Origin of the sequence: Brevibacillus sp. FSL K6-6036, from assembly GCF_037964015.1 — a bacterium.
Lineage (GTDB): Bacteria > Bacillota > Bacilli > Brevibacillales > Brevibacillaceae > Brevibacillus > Brevibacillus borstelensis.
The window spans coordinates 359,397-380,190 of the sequence record NZ_CP150173.1; the positions used below are offsets into that span (position 1 = coordinate 359,397).

The window sequence follows — 20,794 nt, forward strand, 5'->3', positions numbered from 1 at the left end:
AAATTTTAGGAAGATTGGTATGATAGCATGTATCGCAAAGGTAACGAAGCAGGAAGGAAGTGATCCCGAATTGATCAAGCGCTTTTTCTCTTATTACCGTCCCTATAAAGGACTTTTTTTGTTGGACTTCTCGTGTGCGGTGATCGCCGGCTTGCTTGAGCTTGGCTTTCCGCTGGCTGTCAATCAGTTCGTCGACAAGCTCTTGCCCGGCAAAGACTGGTCGCTGATTCTTTTGGCATGTTTGGGCCTGCTTGCCATCTATGCGCTGAACACGGTCCTCCAGTATATCGTCACCTATTGGGGACATATGCTCGGGGTCAACATCGAGACAGATATGCGAAGAAAGCTGTTTGAGCATCTCCAGAAGCTGTCGTTTCGTTTTTTCGACAACAACAAAAAAGGGCATTTGATCGGCCGGATTACAAATGATTTGAACGAGATCGGGGAAATTGCCCACCACGGACCCGAAGATATTTTCATCGCGGTCATGACACTGATCGGCTCATTCGGACTGATGGCATACATTCATCTGGAGCTGGCGATTTTAACGTTCCTGGTCGTTCCACTGATGGCTGTCGTTGCGACTGTTTACAGCAAAAAAATGACCAAGACATACCGCCGTTTGTTTGGCGATGTGGGTGAGTTCAACGCGAGGGTGGAGGACAATGTCAGCGGCATTCGCGTGGTTCAGGCATTTGCCAATGAAGCCTACGAAAAAGAGCTGTTTGCCGTCAATAATCAGCAGTTCCGCCAGACAAAGCTGCTCGCATACAAAATCATGGCCAAAAGCTTGTCGATCAGCTACATGATGATGCGTCTCATCTCCCTGTTTGTCATGATCTGCGGTACGTGGTTTGTGATCAGAGGCGAGCTGTCGTATGGAGAGTTTGTCGGGTTCCTGCTGTTGACCAATGTCTTTTTCCGCCCGATCGAGAAAATCAACGCGGTGATTGAGAGCTATCCGAAGGGAATCGCCGGGTTTAAACGCTATGTAGAGATTCTCGACACAGAACCGGATGTGGCAGATGCGCCCGATGCGATTGAAGTGGCAAACCTGAAGGGGGATATTCGCTACAACGGGGTGACATTCGGGTACGAAGAGGGCAGGAGCATTCTGCGAAACATCGACCTGTCCATTCGCGCCGGAGAAACCGTTGCTTTCGTCGGGCCATCGGGTGCGGGTAAGACGACGATCTGCAGTCTTTTGCCGCGGTTCTACGAGGTGAATGAAGGCAGCATTACCATCGACGGAATCGATATCCGCAAGATGACTTTAGCTTCGCTCAGAAAGCAGATCGGGATTGTTCAGCAGGATGTATTCCTGTTCTCGGGGACGATTCGGGAAAATATCGCGTACGGCAAGCTCGATGCCAGTATGGACGAGATTTGGGAAGCAGCGAGACGAGCCCGTCTGGATGACGTGATCCGGAACCTGCCGGAAGGGATGGATACTGTGATCGGAGAGCGGGGCGTGAAGCTTTCCGGCGGACAAAAACAGCGTTTGGCCATCGCCCGCATGTTTTTGAAAAATCCGCCGATCCTTATTTTGGATGAAGCCACCTCGGCGCTGGATACAGAGACGGAGCTGGCGATCCAGCAGTCGCTTTCCGAGCTGTCCCAGGGGCGTACGACCCTCGTCGTGGCGCACCGTCTGACGACGATCAAAAATGCGGACCGAATCGTCGTGGTCAATGAAGACGGTGTTGCTGAGCAGGGACGGCACCAGGAGCTGATCGCTGCGGGCGGCATTTACCACCGGCTGCACCAGGCTCAGTTTGGCGCGGTATACCAGTAAGAAAACGGCAAAAAGGTTTGGGTTGGCTCCGCAAGTCCGAGGGAGTCTGTAGGTGCAACAGAAAGAGCGTTGTCTACAGACTCCCCCAAAGAGAAACAAATAAAGTATAGGTAAACAAAGTAAAGGCAGAAAAAACGAGAAGAACAGCATTTCCCCAGATACCGATGAATCGAAGCACTCCTTTTTCACCGAGGTAGACTCCAACCAACGACAGTCCCAAACCTAACGGCGGCACCAGGATCGCGTAATAGACGGAGAGTGTGGATTGGGGAAATCCAGCCAGTGCTATCGCAAGCGTAGACAAAAATAACAAGCTGGATATTTTGCTAAACAGCTTTTCGGCAAGCATGCGATCACTCCTGAAACAAGGTGTCTAGTACTATAATAAAAGAGCCTCATCGGAATGTAACGAAATTCCATTTGATCCAATGCGGCAAAAGGGGGAGAGGTACATGAAAGCAGTTCTTGTCACAGCTTTTGGCGGAACCGAGGGCATGGTGTATACGGAAGTCGAGATGCCGTCCATACACCCAAAGCAGGTATTGATCCGGGTAGAAAAAACGAGCGTCAATTTTGCGGATATCAAATCGCGCTACGGAAAAAAGGGCGGAGGAAATCTGCCGTTTATTCCCGGTCTCGACGCAGCCGGCGTGATTGAGAGAGTCGGTTCCGAGGTGCAGTCGCTGCATGTGGGCCAGCGGGTCATCGCATTCCCTCATAACGGCTCATATGCGGAGTATATCGTTGCCGACGAGAATCTCGCGTTTGCTATTCCGGATCAGCTCGACTTTGACACCGCAGCGGCTTGCCCGATCGTTTCGTTTACATCCTACAAGCTCCTCGCTGATGTAGCGCGGCTGGAAAAGGGAGAAACCGTCCTGATCCACGCCGCGGCGGGAGGCATTGGTACGACCGCAATCCAGCTAGCGAAGCTGCTGGGGGCAGGGAAGGTCATCGGGACAGTGGGCAGCGAGAGCAAGGCGGCGATCGCGCTGGAAGCCGGTGCCGATCATGTGATTTGTACGGATAGAGAAGACTTTGCCGAAAAGGTAAACGAATGGACGGACGGCGAAGGGGCCAATGTTATTCTGGACTCGATCGCTGGCCGGGTCACGGAAAAGAGCATGGAGTGTCTGGCTCCGTACGGACGGCTGGTTCACTTTGGAAATGCGAGCGGGGAAGTCGGACAAATCAGAACAATTGATTTGCATGCCAGTTGCCGCTCCGTGCTGGGCTTCAGCCTGGGAACGACCCGCAGCAAACGGCCGCAGCTTTTGCGCGAGACAGCGGAGCGGGTGCTGCCGTATTTGGCGGATGGGCGCCTCAAGATCAAAGTCGGGAGACGCTTTGCTCTCGCCGAGGCGGCCAAGGCCCACGAGTGGGTAGAAAGCAGGCAGAGTACGGGAAAAGTGTTGCTGGATGTACGCTGAGAGGGGGGAGCCCTCTCTTTTTTTTTGCCTACACTTGCTGCATTGATCTATCGGGATATAAGGATATAATAAAGGGCATGGATCCCCTTCTCATTTTCAAGGCTTTATCTAATGAAACGCGTTTGCAAATTCTGGACTGGCTGAAGGAACCGGAGAAACACTTCCCCCCGCAAGAAGGAGGAGATTGCCGAAAAATCGGGGTATGTGTAAGCCACATTCAGGAAAAGGCTGGCTTATCGCAATCGACCGTTTCCCAGTACCTTTTGACACTTCAGCGGGCAGGCCTATTGGAAGTATACCGATACGGCCAGTGGACCTACTACAAGCGAAATGAGCAGAAGTTGAAAGAGCTGGCTGCGTTTATCCAACACGACTTGTAGCTGCCTGTCCAGACAGCCGAAATGTACATGGATGTGTTTCCGCGTTGCTGCGAGACCCAGCCATGTATGCGGATGTTCTATCATCTATAAATCTAGATATTCAGATATGTAATTTTGTAAGAATGATCAGGGGAACGATCTTCTCATAGCAAAGGATGAAAACAATGGCCAAGCAGACTGAAAGAAACAAACAGCTTCGCGACATTCCGCTCTCCGTACTGGATCTCGTGCCTGTCCTGGAGGGAGGGACACCGGCCGATTCCTTCCGAAACACGCTGGATCTGGCCCGGCATGCGGAAAAGTGGGGGTACAACCGCTACTGGCTGGCTGAGCACCACAATATGCCGGGAATCGCCAGCTCTGCGACCTCCGTGGTGATTGGATATGTGGCGGCAGGCACCTCGACGATCCGGGTCGGTTCCGGCGGCATCATGCTGCCCAACCATGCCCCGCTCGTCGTCGCCGAGCAGTTCGGCACACTGGAGTCCATGTTTCCGGGCCGCATCGATCTTGGACTGGGGCGAGCGCCGGGTACGGATCACCTCACGGCCCGCGCGCTTCGCCGAGACAGCAAGAGCGGCGGTGAAGACTTCCCGGAACAGCTAGCGGAGCTGCGGGAATATTTGAACCCGACTTCCACAGAGGGTTCGGATGGGCCGCGCGTTCGGGCTGTTCCCGGCGAAGGCATGAACATCCCGATCTGGCTCTTGGGCTCCAGTCTGTATAATGCCCAGCTGGCTGGTCTTTTGGGCTTGCCCTTCGCTTTCGCGGGCCAGTTTTCGCCGGACAATATCTTGCCGGCGCTCCGGCTGTACAGGAGTGCCTTCCGCCCATCCGAAGTGCTGGAGGAGCCGTATGCGATGGTCGGGGTAAACGTGATCGCAGCGGATGACGATGAAACGGCGAAACGTCTGGCAACCTCGCAGCAACTCAATTTCCTCAGCCTGGTAAGAGGCCGTCCGCAAAAATTTCAGCCGCCGGTCGAGAGCATGGAGGGAATTTGGGCCGATTATGAGAAAGCGAGCATAGATGCCCAACTGCGGGCGTCGATTATCGGCAGTCCCGCGGTCGTCAAAGAAAAGCTGCAGGAGCTGCTGGATGCCACGCAAGCCGACGAGATCATCATCAACGGCGCGATTTACGATCATCAGGCTCGCCTGCGCTCCTTTGAGATCGTAAAACAGGTTGCAGCGGAGTAAAGGCTGGATCCCAGGCAAGAATATGATGGGGAGACTCGGGCATACCTGAAGGGACGAGATACGCGAGCAGTGATTGGAGAGCAAAAGCCAAATTGGACAGCAGGAGCTGGAATATGATGGGAGTGTACCGTACATGAAAGAAAAATATATGCCTTTGTTTGAGCCCTTTTCTTTTCGCAGCGGAATTACATTGAAAAACCGGATCGTCATGGCTCCGCTGACCAATTATTCTTCGAATGACGACGGGACCGTTTCCGATGCGGAACTTCGCTACTATTCCCGTCGCGCTACCGGCGTAGGCATGGTGATTACCGCCTGCATCTATGTGACAGAGAACGGCAAAGGCTTCCCCGGCGAATTTTCTGGAACCAGTGACGAAATGATCCCGAGCATGCGCCGATTGGCTTCGACCATTAAGGAAAAGGGAGCGCAGGCAGTCCTGCAAATATTTCATGCCGGACGAATGGCTCCGCCGGAGCTTGTTCCCGGAGGAGAGATCGTCAGCGCAAGTGAAGTCGCTGATGACAATGCGCCCATTCCCCGTGCGCTGACGGATGAAGAGGTTCAGGAGATCATTCGCGCATACGGAGAAACGACCCGCCGCGCCATCGAAGCCGGCTTTGACGGTGTAGAAATTCACGGCGCCAACTTCTACCTGGTCCAGCAATTCTTCTCCGGCCATACGAACCGCCGTACGGACCGCTGGGGAGGCAGCCTGGAAAAACGCCTTGCCTTTCCGCTCGCCGTCGTAGACGAGGTAAAGCGAGTGGTGGCCAAACACGCAGACCGCCCGTTCCTCGTAGGATATCGCTTTTCACCGGAAGAGCCATATGAAAAGGGAATTACGATGGACGACACGTTCGTTTTGGTGGACGCTCTCGCAGATAAGGAACTCGACTATCTACATGTGTCGCTGCAGGATTTTTGGTCCAAGCCGAGACGGGGCGGCGATTCGACCCGCACGCGAATCGAGCAGATACGAGAGCGGATCGGTGATCGCACGGCGGTAATCGGCGTCGGTTCCTTGTATACGGCAGACGATGTGCTGGCCGCCAGACAGACGGGAGTGCCGCTGATCGCGCTGGGACGCGGAATCATTATCGAACCGGAATGGGTGGAAAAAGTGATGGACGGCAAAGAGGACGAAATCGCCACCACGGTGGGTCCAAACGACCAGGAGAAACTGGAAATTCCCGATCCGTTGTGGGAGCGCATCATGACCGTCGAAGGCTGGTTTCCGGTGAAAAAAGAAACGCCTGTCAAGTAAGCCGGCTGTCACTGATCGCGGGCAGCTGATCTGCGCTTTGTATTCGCCAGCTTTTTGACCGTTTCCGCCAGGCGGCAAATTCCTTGGTCAATATCCTCGTCCTTTGTGTTCGACACATTGATCTTCAGGAGATTTTCTTTTGGATAGGCAGTCAAATAATGCTTGTCGATCGGCTCGATTACGACGCCGTCCTTTTTCAGAAGGGAAATGACTCTCGGGACGGAAATGCTCCGATCCAACGCAACATGGGTATGAATCATCGGCTGGCTGGCATCGCAGATAGCGGAAATGTCGCTCAATGGCCCGAAATGATGTTTGATCGACGCTGCCAATACGTTCGACCTCCTGGCGTAGGACGCGCGAATTTTGTGCCGGTGCCGCTCAAACATCCCGCTTTTGATGTAGATCTCAAGCGCTGCTTGGGACAGCATCGAGGTATCGATGTCCAGTAATCGCTTGTACCGCTGAAAGACATCGACCAACTGGTCCGGGACAACGGCGACTCCCACCCGCAGGCCGGGCAGAAGGATTTTCGAATAGCTTTTCAAATAAATGACGCGGGCGGACCTGTCGTAGGCAAACAAAGGGTCCGCCTTGCTGTCTTGTTCAAAATCGGCCATGTGGTCGTCTTCTACGACAAACACGTCGTATTTCTCGGCCAATTCGATGATGGCGAGCTTTTCCCGTTTTGTATAAGACGTACCCAAGGGAGAGTGGAATCTCGGCATCGCATAGAAAAATTTGACGTCCCCTCCGCGAAAAATTCTCTCCAGCTCCTCCAGGTCCAGTCCTTTTGCGGTTCGCCCTACACCTACGACCGGGATGTTGTGCGTCTCAAGGTATTCAATTAACAAGTGATAGCCGGGCTGCTCGAGGACGACCTTTGACTTTCGGTTAGGAAAAGGCATCCCAGCGAGAACGGCCAAGGCTTGTTGAACGCCCGAGGTAATAAAGATCTGTTTCGGGCTGGCAAAAACCTGATAATCGGCAAATTGCTTTTGGACAACCTGGATCAGGGTCTCCAGCCCTTGCGGTGTCCCGTACACGAACAAGTCGCTGCTGTAAGTGTCGATGGCCTTGTTGATGCAGTGCTGAAAATCGAGATAGGGAAAGACGCTGCGATCCGGAGCGGAAGTAGCGAAGTCGATGACGCCAGTACCTTCCTTGGGTGAGGCAAGCGCCCCCTTCACTACATAGTAGCCGCTTTTCGGGACCGAATAGATGACGTGGCGCCTCTCCAGTTCATTCAGAGCGCGGATAACTGTACTGTGGCTGCATCCATACCTGTCTGCAAGGACCCTGATGGAGGGAAGCTTATTTCCATCTGTCCATTGGCGGCTTTCGATTTTTGATTCCAGCTCGCTTAGCAGCTGCAAATATTTGTGCATCATCTCACTCCAGAACAAATCTGTACCGATACAGATTTGTTTTTTTTGAATTGTAGCACACGTGCCTGCCATTTACGATAGAGCCATGACCGGTCATGAAATCACAGTTACGCCATGCATGAGGAGGCAAACATATGACACAAAAGACAATTCAAAAAGCGTATCTGGCGGCGATGTTGAACGCTCTTATCGTCGGATTGTCGTTTTTGTTCGTGAAGGTGGCGCTTGCGATCAGCGATCCGCTGGATACGTTGGCTCACCGGTTTACCCTGTCGTTTTTGGCGGCTTCGATTCCCGTTCTGCTGGGCTGGGTCAGGCTGCGGACCACGCTGCGGGACATCGTTTCATTTTTGCCTGTGGCACTGTTCTATCCCGTCATCTTCTTTGCTCTGCAGGCGTTTGGCCTGGTCTATACGTCGTCATCGGAGGCAGGGATTATTCAGGCTACCGTACCGATCTTCACCATGATCCTGGCCGCTTATTTCCTAAAGGAGTATACGAATGGGATGCAAAAGGTGTTTACGTTGTTGTCCGTAGCGGGAGTGGTTTACATCTTCGCCTCCAAAGGGGTCGACCTGCAATCCGCCAATCTGACGGGAACCGTTTTGGTGTTTTTGTCCGCTCTTTCCTTGTCAGCTTATGGCGTGATGGCCCGCAAGGTTGTGAAGAAACACCACTACATGGATGTCACGTATGCAATGACCGTGTTCGGCTTCCTGTTTTTCAACGGCATGTCCGTTGTCAGCCATATCTCGGCGGGGACGCTCGCCGCTTTCTTTCAGCCTTTGGCGAATCCGTCCTTTCTGGTCAGCGTCCTGTACCTGGGCGTGCTGTCGTCGCTCGTTACCTCCTTTTTGTCCAATTATGCCTTGTCGCATATCGAAGCCTCCAAAATGAGTGTATGCAATCAAATATCGACGCTGGTGACCATAATTGCGGGCGTGATCTGGTTAAACGAGAGAGTGGAGATTTTCCATGTCGTTGGCGGCGCTTTGATCCTCATCGGGGTTGTCGGGGCGAATGTGTTCTCGTCCGGCAGAAAGAGTACGCTTTCAGGTGATAAAGCTTTGGACCAATGAATGGTTTAGGTTCATACCATCCGACCCTTGTGAAGGAGCTCATCATTTTTTGGTTGATTTATAAACTAAATGATTGAAATAGTATAGTAAGTTGCCTATACTGTATGTATAGCAAAGTTTGATCCAGGCTGTTTTCTGTTTGCATAGAAGGCGCATTCCTCTCTGGTACGTCCACTTGTCTCCCAGAAGGGCCTTTTCATGGGGAAAACAGCCGTCTTCTTTTTCTGCATCACCTATTCCATCGGCAGCCTTTTGCCGAAAGGGGCGCTAGCGCATGAAACTAACAGTTACACAGTCGGCACTTGCCTGGTTCGAGGAGGAGTGCGGCTTTCAATCGGGGGACTACGTTCGTTTTTTTGCCCGCTATGGCGGCAGCAGCACGATTCAGGACTCGTTTTCCATGGGATTCACCAAAGAAGAGCCGGACAATATCGGTCTCTCCACTGAAGTGAACGGCATTACCTTTTACATCGTAGAGGATGAAATCTGGTATCTGGACGGCAAGGACATGCTGGTGGATTACCGGAAGGACCGGGATGAGATTGTATACTTGTACGCTTGATTCGCTATTGGCTTTTTTGTTTAAAAGCGATGAGTGGAATTTTTTGTTTCGTCGATGATCGGATACGCTGGAAGATTTGACGGGATTTGACGGGGAGAGTTTAGTGAAGGCGCATAAAAGCGCCTTCACTTTAAATAGCAGTACGGATATAATTGTTAGAAATATCGGACATTTTAAGTGCTGAAAACGAGGAAAGGTATCAGAAGCTGCAAAAGGCAAGGCAGTTTAGCTGGAGTAGACATCTGGAGCAATGTAATGACAGTAAAGGAGTTACTACATAAGTAAAAGTGAGGAAAAATCGTGAACCGCAATCTTAAACTGCTTTGGTTTCCAGATGCTTCGTCTATTTTCGGCACATCGGTCTATACGCTTGCACTGACACTGGTCCCTGCAATACAGCGACAGTGCACTGGGAGCGGGAGCGGTGCTGTTTGTCTCCGTAGATTCCTTATTTTTTCTCGGAATCATAGGCGGTGTCATTGTCGATCGAGTAGACCGCAAAGCGATCATGCTGTTTTGCGGTTGGACACGGGGATTGCTTACCTTGTCCATTCCCATTGCTCATGCTGCCGATGTGTTGACATTGGAGCACATCATGATCGTCAGCTTTGTCATGACCTGCCTGCGGGCCTTTTTCTTTCCGGCTATTCAAGCGAGCATCCCGTTGCTGGCTGTTGACAAAAAAGATTTAAACATTTCTATCGGCGTTGATCCAAGGCTTTGGAAATACGATATCCGGCACGACATTGACGACTGTTCTGCAGCTGAGGACCCCCAACGAAATGTTGGGAAAGGTGATGGCCCTCCGCTCCAGCGTCGGCAATGTGTCTGATGCCTTTGCCTGCCTGTTGATTGGCGGTCTTTTGTCCGCATTCTCACTGCCTCTCGCTTTTACGGCAGTGACCGTGTATGTGTTTGGGACAACGGCAATGTTTTACGGCCTGCGGTTGCGGCATGCAAGGCAGCAAACCCGAATGGAGACAACGGGACAATCTGTTGGAAAGTAAGGCGGGAGCTGACTTGCGGTATCTGAGCATCAATAAGAGAGGAGAATGATCTGATGCGAATTTTGCTCATATCGGGAAGTGTAGCAGAGCCTGCGCATACAACGGCTTTGATTGAGGAGATCGCCGCACGGCTGCGGGAAAAAGGCTGTGAAGCGAATGTCTGGGATTTGCGGGTACGTCCGCTGCCTATCGCCGATCCGAAATATCACTATGAACCGGAAAAGCACCCCGATGAAACCGCTCGCGAGCTGATCCGGCTGGCCGGGCAAGCAGATGCATTTGTACTCGGGTCGCCCAATTACCACAATTCGTATTCGGGTGTCCTGAAAAATGCGTTGGATATTCTCAATATGGATATGTTCCGGGACAAACCGGTGGGGCTCGTAGGCAATGGGGGCGGCATCCGCAGTACGCAGCCGATCGATCATCTGCGCATTGTCGTGAGGGGACTGTTGGGCGTAGCGATCCCCATGCAGGTGGCGTCTTGCAAAAGCGATTTTATACTTGAGAATGGACGGTACGCCGTTACAGCCGAGGATTTGAAGCAAAGGCTGGACGCATTTGCTGCCCAGTTGGTTGCGTACACCGAAAAGCTGAGATAGGAAGATGTAAAAGGATAAAGCCCGGGGCGCCGCTCCGGGTTTTTTATAATGGACGCATCAAGAGCACATCCGCCACTGAGAATTCTAATCATTCTCATTGACTGTATGTAAATGAATGGGTATAATACTCAATGTAATCAGATGATAATGAATATCATTATTGGATGCCGGAAGTACATATTCTTGTGCTTCATAGGCATTTTGACTGAGAATCTTACCTGACCACAAAGGAAAGAGCCAATGAAAATCGGATATTTGTTTCTTGCACTGCTTCTATTCTCATTCGGGTCTGTCTTTATCGGTGTAAAGGACATTTCCCCGCTGGATGTATTCCAGCTGACAGACGACCAGGTCGAAATACTGCTCGTGAGCAGGCTTCCCCGTCTGATCAGCATTATTATTGCAGGCGTCAGCATGAGTATTTGCGGTCTGATCATGCAGCAGCTGAGCCGGAATAAATTTGTTTCTCCCACGACAGCAGGGACGCTAGATTCCGCCAGATTGGGGATTCTCGTATCGCTGATGCTGTTTACCACGGCAAGTCCGTTGGTCAAGATGCTGATTTCTTTCGTCTTTGCCTTGCTGGGCACTTTTGTGTTCATGAGAATCCTGGAGAAGATCAAGTACAAGGATACGATCTTCATCCCGCTCGTCGGACTGATGTTCGGGAACATCATCAGCTCCTTCGCTACCTTTATCGCGTATAAGTACGACCTGATCCAGAACATGTCGGCATGGCTGCAGGGCGATTTTTCCATGATCATGAAAGGGCGCTACGAGCTGATGTACATCAGCATTCCGCTGCTTGTTATCGCATACCTGTACGCCAACAAATTTACGATAGCCGGGATGGGCGAGGACTTTTCCAAGAATTTGGGCCTGAATTACAGGCGGGTGGTCAACATCGGATTGGTGATTGTTGCCCTGGTCACCGCGTCCGTCGTGTTGACTGTGGGGATGATTCCGTTTCTGGGCCTGATCATCCCGAACATCGTTTCGATCTATCGTGGCGACAACCTGAAAAACAGCCTTTCTCATACCGCTTTATTGGGAGCCGTATTCGTACTCTTCTGCGACATCCTTGGCCGGGTCATCATCTACCCATACGAAATTTCCATCAGCCTGACCGTCGGGGTGCTCGGAAGTGGTATCTTTGCTTATTTACTGATGAGGAGAAAGGCATATGGCATATAAAAAGAAAATGGTCTGGTTGGCAGCGGCGGCCCTCGTTTTGATCGCCATTTTTATGACAATCAAAGCAGGGGGCAACTGGGATTACATCCTTCCCCGGCGGAGCTTGAAGGTACTGGCGATTATTCTGACGGGAACAGCCATCGCCTACTCGACACTGGTGTTTCAGACGATTACGAACAACCGAATCCTGACACCGAGCATCATGGGCCTGGATTCGCTTTATATGCTGATCCAAACCTTCGTCATTTACGTATTCGGCTCCAAGTCGCTCACCATGGTAGACAACAATTTGAACTTTCTGTTGTGCGTGGGCCTGATGGTTCTGTTCTCGGCTGTTTTGTACAAGATCCTGTTTAAACGGGATCAGCAAAATATTTACTATCTGCTGCTGATCGGCATCATCTTCGGGACATTGTTCCAGAGCATGGCGACGTTCATGCAGGTGCTGGTCGATCCGAACGAGTTTCAGGTCATCCAGGACAAGAGTTTCGCCAGCTTCAACAACATCAACAACAATCTGATCGGCATCGCCGGTATCCTGATGGTGCTTGTATTCGCTTATTTTTGGCGGTTCAATAAATACCTCAATGTCCTGTCATTGGGGAGAGATCAAGCCATAAACCTGGGGGTTGATTACGACTATGTAGTCAAAAGGCTGCTGGTCGCCGTAGCGATTCTGATCTCGATCTCGACTGCTTTGGTCGGGCCGATCACCTTCCTGGGACTGCTTGTGGTCAACGTCACGTACGAATTCATGAGAACCTACAACCACAAGTATTTGATTCTCGGTTCCATCTTCATCAGCGTGATTGCACTCGTCGGAGGGCAGCTCATCGTAGAGAGGGTGTTTACCTTCTCGACAACCCTTAGCGTCATCATCAACTTTGTCGGCGGCGTGTATTTTATCTATCTACTATTGAAGGAGAATAAATCATGGTAGAGGTAAGAAGCGTGTCCAAAAAATACGGACAGAAAAAAGTAGTGGAAAACGTCTCTGTAAAAATCCCCAAAGGGAAAATCACCTCCTTTATCGGTCCAAACGGGGCAGGCAAAAGCACATTGCTGTCGATGATCAGCCGCTTGATCGCCATGGACGAAGGGGATATCTACATTGACGGTCAGGAAGTCGGCAAGTGCAAAAGCAACGACCTGGCCAAAAAGATTTCCATTCTGAAGCAGTCCAATCACATCAATCTGCGGCTGACGGTCCGCGAGCTGGTTTCCTTTGGACGCTTCCCCTATTCGCAGGGACGGCTGACAGAGGAGGATTGGAAGCATGTCGACGAAGCGATCCGCTATATGGAGCTTCATGACATGCAGGACAAATATTTGGACCAGCTCAGCGGGGGACAGAAGCAGCGCGCCTATATCGCGATGGTCATTGCTCAGGACACCGAATACATCCTGCTGGATGAGCCGCTCAACAATCTCGACATGAAGCATTCCGTACAGATCATGAAGATTGTCCGCAGACTGGTGGATGAGCTGGGGAAAACAGTGGTGATCGTCATCCATGACATCAATTTCGCCTCCTGTTACTCCGATTACATCGTGGCGCTCAAGGACGGAAAGATCGTCCGGGAGGGAACGATCGAGGAGATTATCACGTCTCCCGTGTTGAAAGAGGTCTATGACATGGACATTCCGATCCAGCACATCGATGACAATAAAATCTGTATTTACTTCTCTTGATGAAAATCTATTGTGTCAGGCATCATTTCGATGGTGTCTGAAAAAGAGAAATCCCGTTTTTAAATGGGCTGGCAGCAAGCCAGACTCTTTTCCAGACAATCATCGATGCAATATAAAAAATCCCTTTTAGAGGTGACGACATGAAGAAGGTAGCACTATATCTCATGATTGCCGTACTGGCAGTCTTCGCAGTAGCATGCGGTTCGGGCGGTTCCAGCACGACCGGCAGCACCAATGGCACGGCGGAGCAGCCGCAAGCACAAGGAGCGCAAGGAACTCCGGCAACGGAAGCGCAAAGTGAAGAGTTGACGATCAAACACCAACTGGGCGAAACCAAAGTGAAGAAAAACCCGAAAAAAGTAGTTGTCTTTGACTTCGGTACGCTGGATACGCTGGATAAGCTGGGCGTTGAAGTAGCGGCGCTGCCAAAAACAAGCATTCCTACTTACCTCGAAAAATACAAGGATGACAAGTATGTGAATGTAGGAAGCCTGAAAGAGCCTGATTTTGAGAAAATCAACGAAGTGAAGCCTGACCTGATCATCATCTCCGGACGCCAACAGGCTATGTATGAAGAATTCAAAGCGATCGCACCAACGATCTACCAGGGCGTGGACACCTCCCGCTATATGGAGTCCTTTACCGAGAACGCAAAAACGATTGGCCAAATTTTTGGCAAAGAAGCAGCCGTTGAAGAAGAACTGGCGAAAATCAATGAATCGATCAAAAAACTGAACGCAGAAGCAACAGCCAGCGGCAAAAACGCGCTGATCATTCTGGCCAACGACGGCAAAGTAAGCGCGTATGGAGCAGGCTCCCGTTTCGGTATTATTCACGACGTGTTTGGCTTTACACCGGCAGATAAGAACATCGAGGTATCCACTCACGGTCAAAGCATCTCTTTTGAATACATCGTGGAGAAAGACCCGGACTTCTTGTTCGTCATCGACCGCACCGCTGCAGTTGGGGGAGAATCCTCCGCGAAGGGTGTAGTTGAAAACGAACTGGTGAAGAAAACGAAAGCCTTTAAAGAAGGGCACATCGTTTATCTCAAACCGGACTTCTGGTATCTGTCCGGCGGCGGACTCGTCTCCGTCGACGCAATGGTAAAAGAAGTAGAGGGCGCTTTGAAATAATAGCGTCAGGCTATGAGTACTGATAGTAGAGGCGCTATGCCTTTGGCGCAATACAAAAGAATAGTGGGAAAAACAGCGGGGCCTTCTTTATGAAGGCCCTTTCTCAGTGAGTTACAAGCCGACAGAAATCCTGTATAATGCCCATAAGGAGGGGAACAGCGGAATGGAAAAGCTCCTGTTGGAAATCGCGGAAGGCATGAAGCGGATGGGAGAAAGGTTCGATCAACTGGAGGAGCGTTTTGACCGCTTGGAGGCAAAGGTAGACCGACAAGAGGAACATTTTGACCGGTTGGAGGCAAAGGTAGACCGACAAGAGGAGCGTTTTGACCGGTTGGAGGCCAAAGTAGACGAATTAAAAGTTGTGCTGCATTCTCAGCACATAGCCAATATTAATAGCGATAATTTGGTACTGTCCGAGATTCGCGACATGAAAGAGAAAATACGGTATGTAAACCGAAGGGTTGCAGACGTGGAACTGGATATAATCGGAAAGCATGCGAAGGACCCGAACTGACGTGTTCTTCTTTTTTTCTATTTCTTTCGAGTCTGTAAAATATTTTGTGTAAACTCTCAACCTCTAAACTACAATTAGGAGTAGAAAGGTTGGGAGATTTTTATGATGTCAAAAGAGCAGATCAAGCAGTGGATCAAAGAGAAAAACATGAAGTCAGTGGACGACGTACAGTCAGCGTTAAAGGATCTATTCGCAGACACAATCCAAGAAATGCTGGAAGCTGAAATCGAGTCCTCTCTTGGATACGCCAAGCATGACATGAAAAACAAGCGGACAACCAACAGCCGCAATGGGTATAGCAAGAAAACCGTCCGTTCTGAGTACGGGGATGTTGACATCCAAGTCCCTCGGGATCGAGAGGGTGATTTTGAGCCAAACATTGTAAAGAAACATCAGTCCAACGTGACAGGGATCGAAGATCAAATTCTTGCCCTCTATGCCAAAGGCGTATCCACACGCGATATCCAAGACCATCTGCAGCAGCTCTATGGCATCGAAGTCTCACCAACGCTCATATCGAATGTAACCAATAAGATTGTACCGATGATCAAAGAGTGGCAAAATCGCCCCTTGCAAGCGGTTTATGCTGTTGTTTTCCTTGACGCCATTCACTTTAAGGTAAAACAGGACGGAGCTATCGTCAATAAAGCCGCCTATATGGTCATTGGTATTGACCTTGACGGTCATAAAGATGTGCTTGGGATCTGGATTGGGGAGAATGAATCGGCAAAATTCTGGCTGCATGTCCTCAACGAACTGAAAAATCGTGGAGTCCAGGATATTCTCATTACAAGCGTCGATAATCTTCGTGGCTTTACAGAAGCCATCTCTGCATGTTATCCGAAGACGGAGATTCAGAAATGTGTTATCCATCAAATCCGAAATTCCATCAAGTATGTTTCCTATAAGGATCTCAAAAAGATCACGTCCGAGCTAAAACCTATCTATAAGGCTCCAACGGAGCAAGCCGCGTTGGAAGAACTCGATCAGTTTGAACAAACCTGGGGCAGTAGATATCCCTTGATGGTTCGTTCCTGGCGGAATAACTGGGACGAGATTGCCACTTTCTTTAAATATCCTCCAGAGATTCGAAAGCTGATTTATACAACTAACGTGATCGAGAGTTATCATCGACAGCTTCGAAAGGTGACAAAAGGAAAAGCCATGTTTCCCACAGATGATGCCCTTTTGAAGATGTTATATCTCGTAACCATGGATGTTCTACGAAAGTGGACGGGACGAGTTCAGAACTGGGGCCAGATTCTCTTACAGCTATCCGTTTTCTTTGAAGATCGGGTACAGCCGTACATCCGTTAGCAAATGAAAGGCTTCATCCCCGAAGGGATTATCTTTTTCTCCACCAACGCGTCAAGGGTTCGCTTCGCCTCACGCCCTTGACTCTATTGGCTCCGAAAAAGATGTCCCAATTAGGGGGATGAAACCTGTTCATATATCGGTTGATTGAGTTTACACAAAAATCTTGACAGACCCTTTCTTTCTCGTAATAAAATAACGAAATGAATTGGATTGAAAATGATGGAAGAAGCAAAAATTTTATTCCTAGTTCTGATTCGAGAAAGTAAAAGGCTTATCTTTAGCAAAGTCAATGTTGCTTTATTATTCATTCTTTATTTCCTTTTACCACTAATAACTTCGTCCTTAATAGTTGTGTTATTAATTATTTACATACTTATTCTGTTAGCTATTGTTTTATTTAGTTGTGGAACATCATCAAAAATTTTTTATCCCTATCGAATATTTTGCCAATTGTTATTGTTAGTTTCTTACTGGACTACTCTTTTATTCATATTTTTTCTTGTTAATGAGTTAATTTGGCGGGATGAATACGTCGTAAAAATATTGTTTTTTATTATAAGTTTGCTTCCCCCTTTTCACTTTGCGATAAAAAACCTAATAGAATCTACGCTAATTATTATTAATGGTTTTCATGAAATAAAACCGAAAGACTTAAAGAAAAACTTTGTTCTTACAATTGTAGGTATTATATTTGTCGTGTTTTTAACTGATTTTATTTTTAGTATTATTTACTCATTTGTCTTGTTATTAGGTGATTTATTCGGTTACCTCACGGACAAACCTAACTTTCATTCCATAACGGAAGCAATCAATTCGGGATCATTCTCAGCATTTTTCAATCTGTTTTATTTCACATTCTCTATACATTATGCCGTTCCATTTTCCGGAGATTCGATCTTCGTAAAATTTCAAGAGTTAATCAATAATAGTACAATACTAATGATCACACAGATTATTCATATGCTTTTTGCTAAAGCTGTAGATCTATTAATTCTAGGCGTTGTTGCGAACAGATTTTTTACATATTATAAAGCGCAACAGGAAACCGAAGAATCGTTCTAAATTTCCCTCTTACAGGCTGTGTATGCTTCTGCCGAGTTGAGAATGGTACACTAAAAAAGCATCAGTCCCAGACAATCAACGGGAACGATGCTTTTTTTGCGTGGAACAAGGGAAAAACGAGCAGGTTTATAGTACCTGCATGGATAATTGTATAACAATTCCACATAAAAAAGAGAACCGGTTTGTAATGCAATGAACCAGAAATACCGGTACCCCGCCAACAGGAAAGGAGCACTTCATAACATGTCAAAAGCCGACAACATGCTTTCCATCTTGTGGCTCCTGAAAACAGGGAGACGGATGACGGCCAAGAAGCTGGCAGAGACGCTGGAGATTCATATCCGGACCGTCTACCGCTACATCGATGCCTTGTGCGCGAGCGGCGTGCCGATCATCGCCGATTCCGGTCACAATGGCGGATATACCCTGCCCGATCACTTCATCGAGGCTCCTTTGTTTTTCGACCTGGACGAGCAGAAGGCGCTGATTCATGCAGCCATTTTTGCGAAAGAGGCCGGTTATCCTTTTGGCGAGGCGTTGGACAGTGCCGTGTCCAAGCTGAAGAGGTACACCAATCAGGAGCAGTTGCATCATATTCAGCGGAATGAACGCGGTTTCGATGTGATTAACCCGCCACCGAATCCTGCGATAGAGTCAGTTTTGCAAGAGCTGCAGCGAGCGGTAGCGGATGGGTATACGCTGTCCATGGCCTATCAAAAGGGCCGTGATCCGTCTCCGCAGGTCCGCGATGTCGATCCATACGGGCTGGTTTACTGGAAGAACAAGTGGTACGTCGTCGGCTATTGCCATCTGCGATGCGAGATCCGCAGCTTTCGCGTAGACAGAATTCATCACGTATCCCGGACTGATGCTTTGTTCCAACCACCCGACGATTTTTCCGCAAGGCAGTTTTTCATGCAAAACTTGCTGCCCGATGCGGAGAGGAAAAAGCTCATTGCCGTTCGGATCAAGGGAAAACCCCATGCCATACGCGACCTTTGCGAACATTGGCTGTTCGGACACGCTCTGGTGGAGCGGTCGGAGGGTGAGGCCCGCTTTCAACTGGATGAAGAATCGATCTCGGGTTACGTACCGTACTTTCTGCTGCCGTACGGTGGAGCGATTCAAGTGCTGGAGCCGAAGCTGCTTCGGGAAAGAATGGTGAGTGTCACGAAGGCATTGCTTGTGCATTACGAAACGTATTCATCTTGACTGACTGTATTTGTCAGTGAATCTCGGTTATGCTGTGGACATGAAAAGGTTAGGCGAATGGAGGCGTATCTGAAATGAAGCACCACGCAGTACAATTGTACGAATACCACATATGGGCCAATGAGAGGATTTTTCAACAACTGAAGGAATTGCCCGAAGAAGCCTGCCGTCAAGAGATTCAGAGCATTTTTCCTTCTGTTTACAGTGCACTGGTTCATATCTATACGGCAGATCATATTTGGCTGTACGCGATGGCTGGCGAAAGCTTTGAGAAGATAAGAGAGGCGATCGGGGGCATCACCGAGGAGACGAATGGCAAAAGCGCAGAGGAACTCCAGCAGCTGTTCCGCACTGCCTCCGAGAGGTACAAGGAGTTTTTGGCGGGTTTGCCAGATCTGGACGCGACGACTCAATACCGCCATCCTACTTACGGGGTGCTGGAGGCCAGGTATTCTGATATCGTGCAGCACGTCGTCAACCATGGCACATACCATCGCGGGAATATTGCGGCGATGCTCAGACAGCAGGGGTACGCAGGCGTGCCGACGGACTACGTGTTTTATTTGTATGAGCTTTCTCAGCAAGCACAAGCATAAGAACAGAAAAACGGACTTTGCCCAAGTCCGTTTTTTTGTTCAAAAAACGCTCTTAATGATAGGCGGCAGGAGTAAACTGGACCGGCAGCTCCTTTACGCCGTAAACAAAAGTGCTGGGGATCGCCTCCAGCTTCGTTCCCTCGGGCAGCCTCATGTCGTGGAAATGAGCGAGGATGAGCGGCAGGGCGATCAATGCCTCCAGTCTGGCGAGCGGGGCGCCCAGGCAAAAATGGATGCCCTGTCCGAAAGCGAGATGGGCATTGGGCGTGCGGTCGACGATAAAACGGTCGGCGTCCGGGAATTTTTCCTCATCCCGGTTGGCGGAACCGATCCAGGTCACGACGAGGTCGCCCTTTTTCACCTGCTTCCCGCCGATTTCCACATCCTTTGTCGCATAGCGGTTCATCGCCAGAATGGGCGAGTAGTAGCGCAGAACCTCTTCGATCGCCCCCTTCATCAGCTCCGGCTGCTGCCTCAGCTTTTCCTGGAGACTCGGCTCTTCCATAAAGATGCGAACAGCATTCGTAATCAGGTTGGTCGTCGTCTCGTTGCCGGCACCCAAAAGCAGAATGCAGAACTCCATGATTTCCTCGTCCGTCAGTTTCTCCCCGTCTACTTCTGCTTGCACCAGCTTGGTGATCAAATCATCCTCGGGCTGTTTTCTCCGCTCCAGCGTTACTTTCATGAAATAATCGTCAAGCTCGCGGCGTACCTTTTCTTTATCAGCGAGAAATTTTTGGATGGCTGCTTCGGAGTCGTCCTCGACCGACTCGGCGATTCGATCCGACCAGTCCTTGAACAGCTGGCGATCTGCCGCAGGAACGCCGAGAAGCTCGGCGATCACGATGACAGGCAGCGGGATCGAAATGCTTTGGAGCAGATCGATCTCGGTTTTCCCTTCTGTTTGTGCGATCAGCTCACCCATGATCTCTGTAATGCGTGGCTCCAGTTCAGCGATTGAACGGGGTGTAAACGCTTTGCTCACGATATTTCTCATCTGATGGTGCTTCGGTGGGTCCATCCCCAAAATACTTCCCAACAAAACAGGGCCCTGCTGCGGCCTCACCGATGAAAAGGCAGCGGGGTCCTTGAGAACGGCCAGAATATCGTCGTAGCGGAAGAGGTCCCAGGAGTTTCGCTTGGCATCAAAGGAAACAGGGGATTCCTTCCGCATTTTTTGAAACCAGGCAAAAGGCTGCAACCGCTCTTCCGGGGACTTCAATCCTTCCACCGGTATGACAAAACCAGAGACTTTTGATTGGGAGGACAGGTCCATAAGTAATCTCCTTGGGCTAGTTTTTTGCTTATTTTCCCGTTTTCCTCCAGTTCTTATGTACAGGTATTCCCATTGAATCCATCAGG

At 49.8% G+C, this 20,794-nt stretch carries 20 protein-coding genes; 17 read left to right on the plus strand and 3 right to left on the minus strand.

What is annotated here, in order from left to right; all coding sequences use genetic code 11:
• The first annotated feature begins 19 nt into the window (after positions 1-19).
• Positions 20-1,795 (plus strand): ABC transporter ATP-binding protein, encoded by a 1,776-nt coding sequence (locus NST37_RS02065; RefSeq protein WP_232425961.1) that lies wholly within the window; start codon positions 20-22, stop codon positions 1,793-1,795.
• A 73-nt stretch (positions 1,796-1,868) separates the two neighbouring features.
• Here the strand turns inward: NST37_RS02065 and NST37_RS02070 are convergent, their stop codons facing one another.
• The gene (locus tag NST37_RS02070; RefSeq protein ID WP_338462777.1) at positions 1,869-2,144 is read right to left on the minus strand and encodes a hypothetical protein; all 276 of its coding nucleotides are present in this window, start codon (positions 2,142-2,144) and stop codon (positions 1,869-1,871) included.
• A gap of 103 nt (positions 2,145-2,247) precedes the next feature.
• On the opposite strand from NST37_RS02070, the gene NST37_RS02075 reads away from it, so the two are divergent.
• From NST37_RS02075 to NST37_RS02090, 4 genes are all read left to right on the plus strand, one after another.
• Positions 2,248-3,225 carry an NADPH:quinone oxidoreductase family protein gene (locus NST37_RS02075; protein WP_031933379.1) on the plus strand — a complete coding sequence of 326 codons (978 nt, stop codon included), beginning with the start codon at positions 2,248-2,250 and terminating at the stop codon, positions 3,223-3,225.
• A gap of 77 nt (positions 3,226-3,302) precedes the next feature.
• On the plus strand, positions 3,303-3,605 hold the full coding sequence (locus tag NST37_RS02080; protein WP_003392827.1) for a metalloregulator ArsR/SmtB family transcription factor: 303 nt from the start codon (positions 3,303-3,305) through the stop codon (positions 3,603-3,605).
• Positions 3,606-3,769: 164 nt separating this feature from the next.
• Positions 3,770-4,804: an LLM class flavin-dependent oxidoreductase gene (locus NST37_RS02085; RefSeq protein ID WP_003392825.1), complete on the plus strand. Its 1,035-nt coding sequence runs from the start codon at positions 3,770-3,772 to the stop codon at positions 4,802-4,804.
• Between the two features lie 133 nt (positions 4,805-4,937).
• Positions 4,938-6,071 carry an NADH-dependent flavin oxidoreductase gene (locus NST37_RS02090; protein ID WP_031933377.1) on the plus strand — a complete coding sequence of 378 codons (1,134 nt, stop codon included), beginning with the start codon at positions 4,938-4,940 and terminating at the stop codon, positions 6,069-6,071.
• 8 nt (positions 6,072-6,079) lie between these two features.
• Here the strand turns inward: NST37_RS02090 and NST37_RS02095 are convergent, their stop codons facing one another.
• Complete coding sequence (locus NST37_RS02095; protein WP_339186159.1) at positions 6,080-7,459, minus strand: PLP-dependent aminotransferase family protein; 1,380 nt, start codon at positions 7,457-7,459, stop codon at positions 6,080-6,082.
• Between the two features lie 134 nt (positions 7,460-7,593).
• Here NST37_RS02095 and NST37_RS02100 point away from each other — a divergent pair, with 134 nt between their 5' ends.
• From NST37_RS02100 to NST37_RS02155, 12 genes are all read left to right on the plus strand, one after another.
• Positions 7,594-8,538, plus strand: a complete 945-nt coding sequence (locus NST37_RS02100; protein ID WP_227278000.1) for a DMT family transporter — start codon at positions 7,594-7,596, stop codon at positions 8,536-8,538.
• A gap of 274 nt (positions 8,539-8,812) precedes the next feature.
• Positions 8,813-9,100: a HesB/YadR/YfhF family protein gene (locus NST37_RS02105; RefSeq protein WP_003392817.1), complete on the plus strand. Its 288-nt coding sequence runs from the start codon at positions 8,813-8,815 to the stop codon at positions 9,098-9,100.
• Positions 9,101-9,524: 424 nt separating this feature from the next.
• Positions 9,525-9,932 carry an MFS transporter gene (locus NST37_RS02110; RefSeq protein ID WP_339186161.1) on the plus strand — a complete coding sequence of 136 codons (408 nt, stop codon included), beginning with the start codon at positions 9,525-9,527 and terminating at the stop codon, positions 9,930-9,932.
• Between the two features lie 228 nt (positions 9,933-10,160).
• Positions 10,161-10,709: an NADPH-dependent FMN reductase gene (locus NST37_RS02115; protein WP_003392811.1), complete on the plus strand. Its 549-nt coding sequence runs from the start codon at positions 10,161-10,163 to the stop codon at positions 10,707-10,709.
• Positions 10,710-10,949: 240 nt separating this feature from the next.
• Complete coding sequence (locus tag NST37_RS02120; RefSeq protein ID WP_003392809.1) at positions 10,950-11,903, plus strand: ABC transporter permease; 954 nt, start codon at positions 10,950-10,952, stop codon at positions 11,901-11,903.
• Positions 11,893-12,843: an iron chelate uptake ABC transporter family permease subunit gene (locus tag NST37_RS02125; protein WP_003392805.1), complete on the plus strand. Its 951-nt coding sequence runs from the start codon at positions 11,893-11,895 to the stop codon at positions 12,841-12,843. Before NST37_RS02120 ends, NST37_RS02125 begins: the two co-directional genes overlap by 11 nt.
• Entirely contained in the window at positions 12,837-13,595 is a 759-nt protein-coding gene (locus NST37_RS02130) for an ABC transporter ATP-binding protein (protein ID WP_003392803.1), read from the plus strand. The genes NST37_RS02125 and NST37_RS02130 overlap by 7 nt, the downstream gene beginning before the upstream one ends.
• A gap of 140 nt (positions 13,596-13,735) precedes the next feature.
• Complete coding sequence (locus NST37_RS02135; RefSeq protein ID WP_031933372.1) at positions 13,736-14,731, plus strand: siderophore ABC transporter substrate-binding protein; 996 nt, start codon at positions 13,736-13,738, stop codon at positions 14,729-14,731.
• A 163-nt stretch (positions 14,732-14,894) separates the two neighbouring features.
• Positions 14,895-15,245 carry a hypothetical protein gene (locus NST37_RS02140; protein ID WP_339186164.1) on the plus strand — a complete coding sequence of 117 codons (351 nt, stop codon included), beginning with the start codon at positions 14,895-14,897 and terminating at the stop codon, positions 15,243-15,245.
• A gap of 102 nt (positions 15,246-15,347) precedes the next feature.
• The gene (locus NST37_RS02145; RefSeq protein WP_251247396.1) at positions 15,348-16,562 is read left to right on the plus strand and encodes an IS256 family transposase; all 1,215 of its coding nucleotides are present in this window, start codon (positions 15,348-15,350) and stop codon (positions 16,560-16,562) included.
• Positions 16,563-17,867: 1,305 nt separating this feature from the next.
• Positions 17,868-18,836: a YafY family protein gene (locus tag NST37_RS02150; RefSeq protein ID WP_024984294.1), complete on the plus strand. Its 969-nt coding sequence runs from the start codon at positions 17,868-17,870 to the stop codon at positions 18,834-18,836.
• A 74-nt stretch (positions 18,837-18,910) separates the two neighbouring features.
• Positions 18,911-19,432, plus strand: a complete 522-nt coding sequence (locus tag NST37_RS02155) for a DinB family protein (protein ID WP_003392795.1) — start codon at positions 18,911-18,913, stop codon at positions 19,430-19,432.
• Positions 19,433-19,484: 52 nt separating this feature from the next.
• Here the strand turns inward: NST37_RS02155 and NST37_RS02160 are convergent, their stop codons facing one another.
• Positions 19,485-20,708 carry a cytochrome P450 gene (locus NST37_RS02160; protein WP_003392793.1) on the minus strand — a complete coding sequence of 408 codons (1,224 nt, stop codon included), beginning with the start codon at positions 20,706-20,708 and terminating at the stop codon, positions 19,485-19,487.
• Positions 20,709-20,794: the final 86 nt, after the last annotated feature.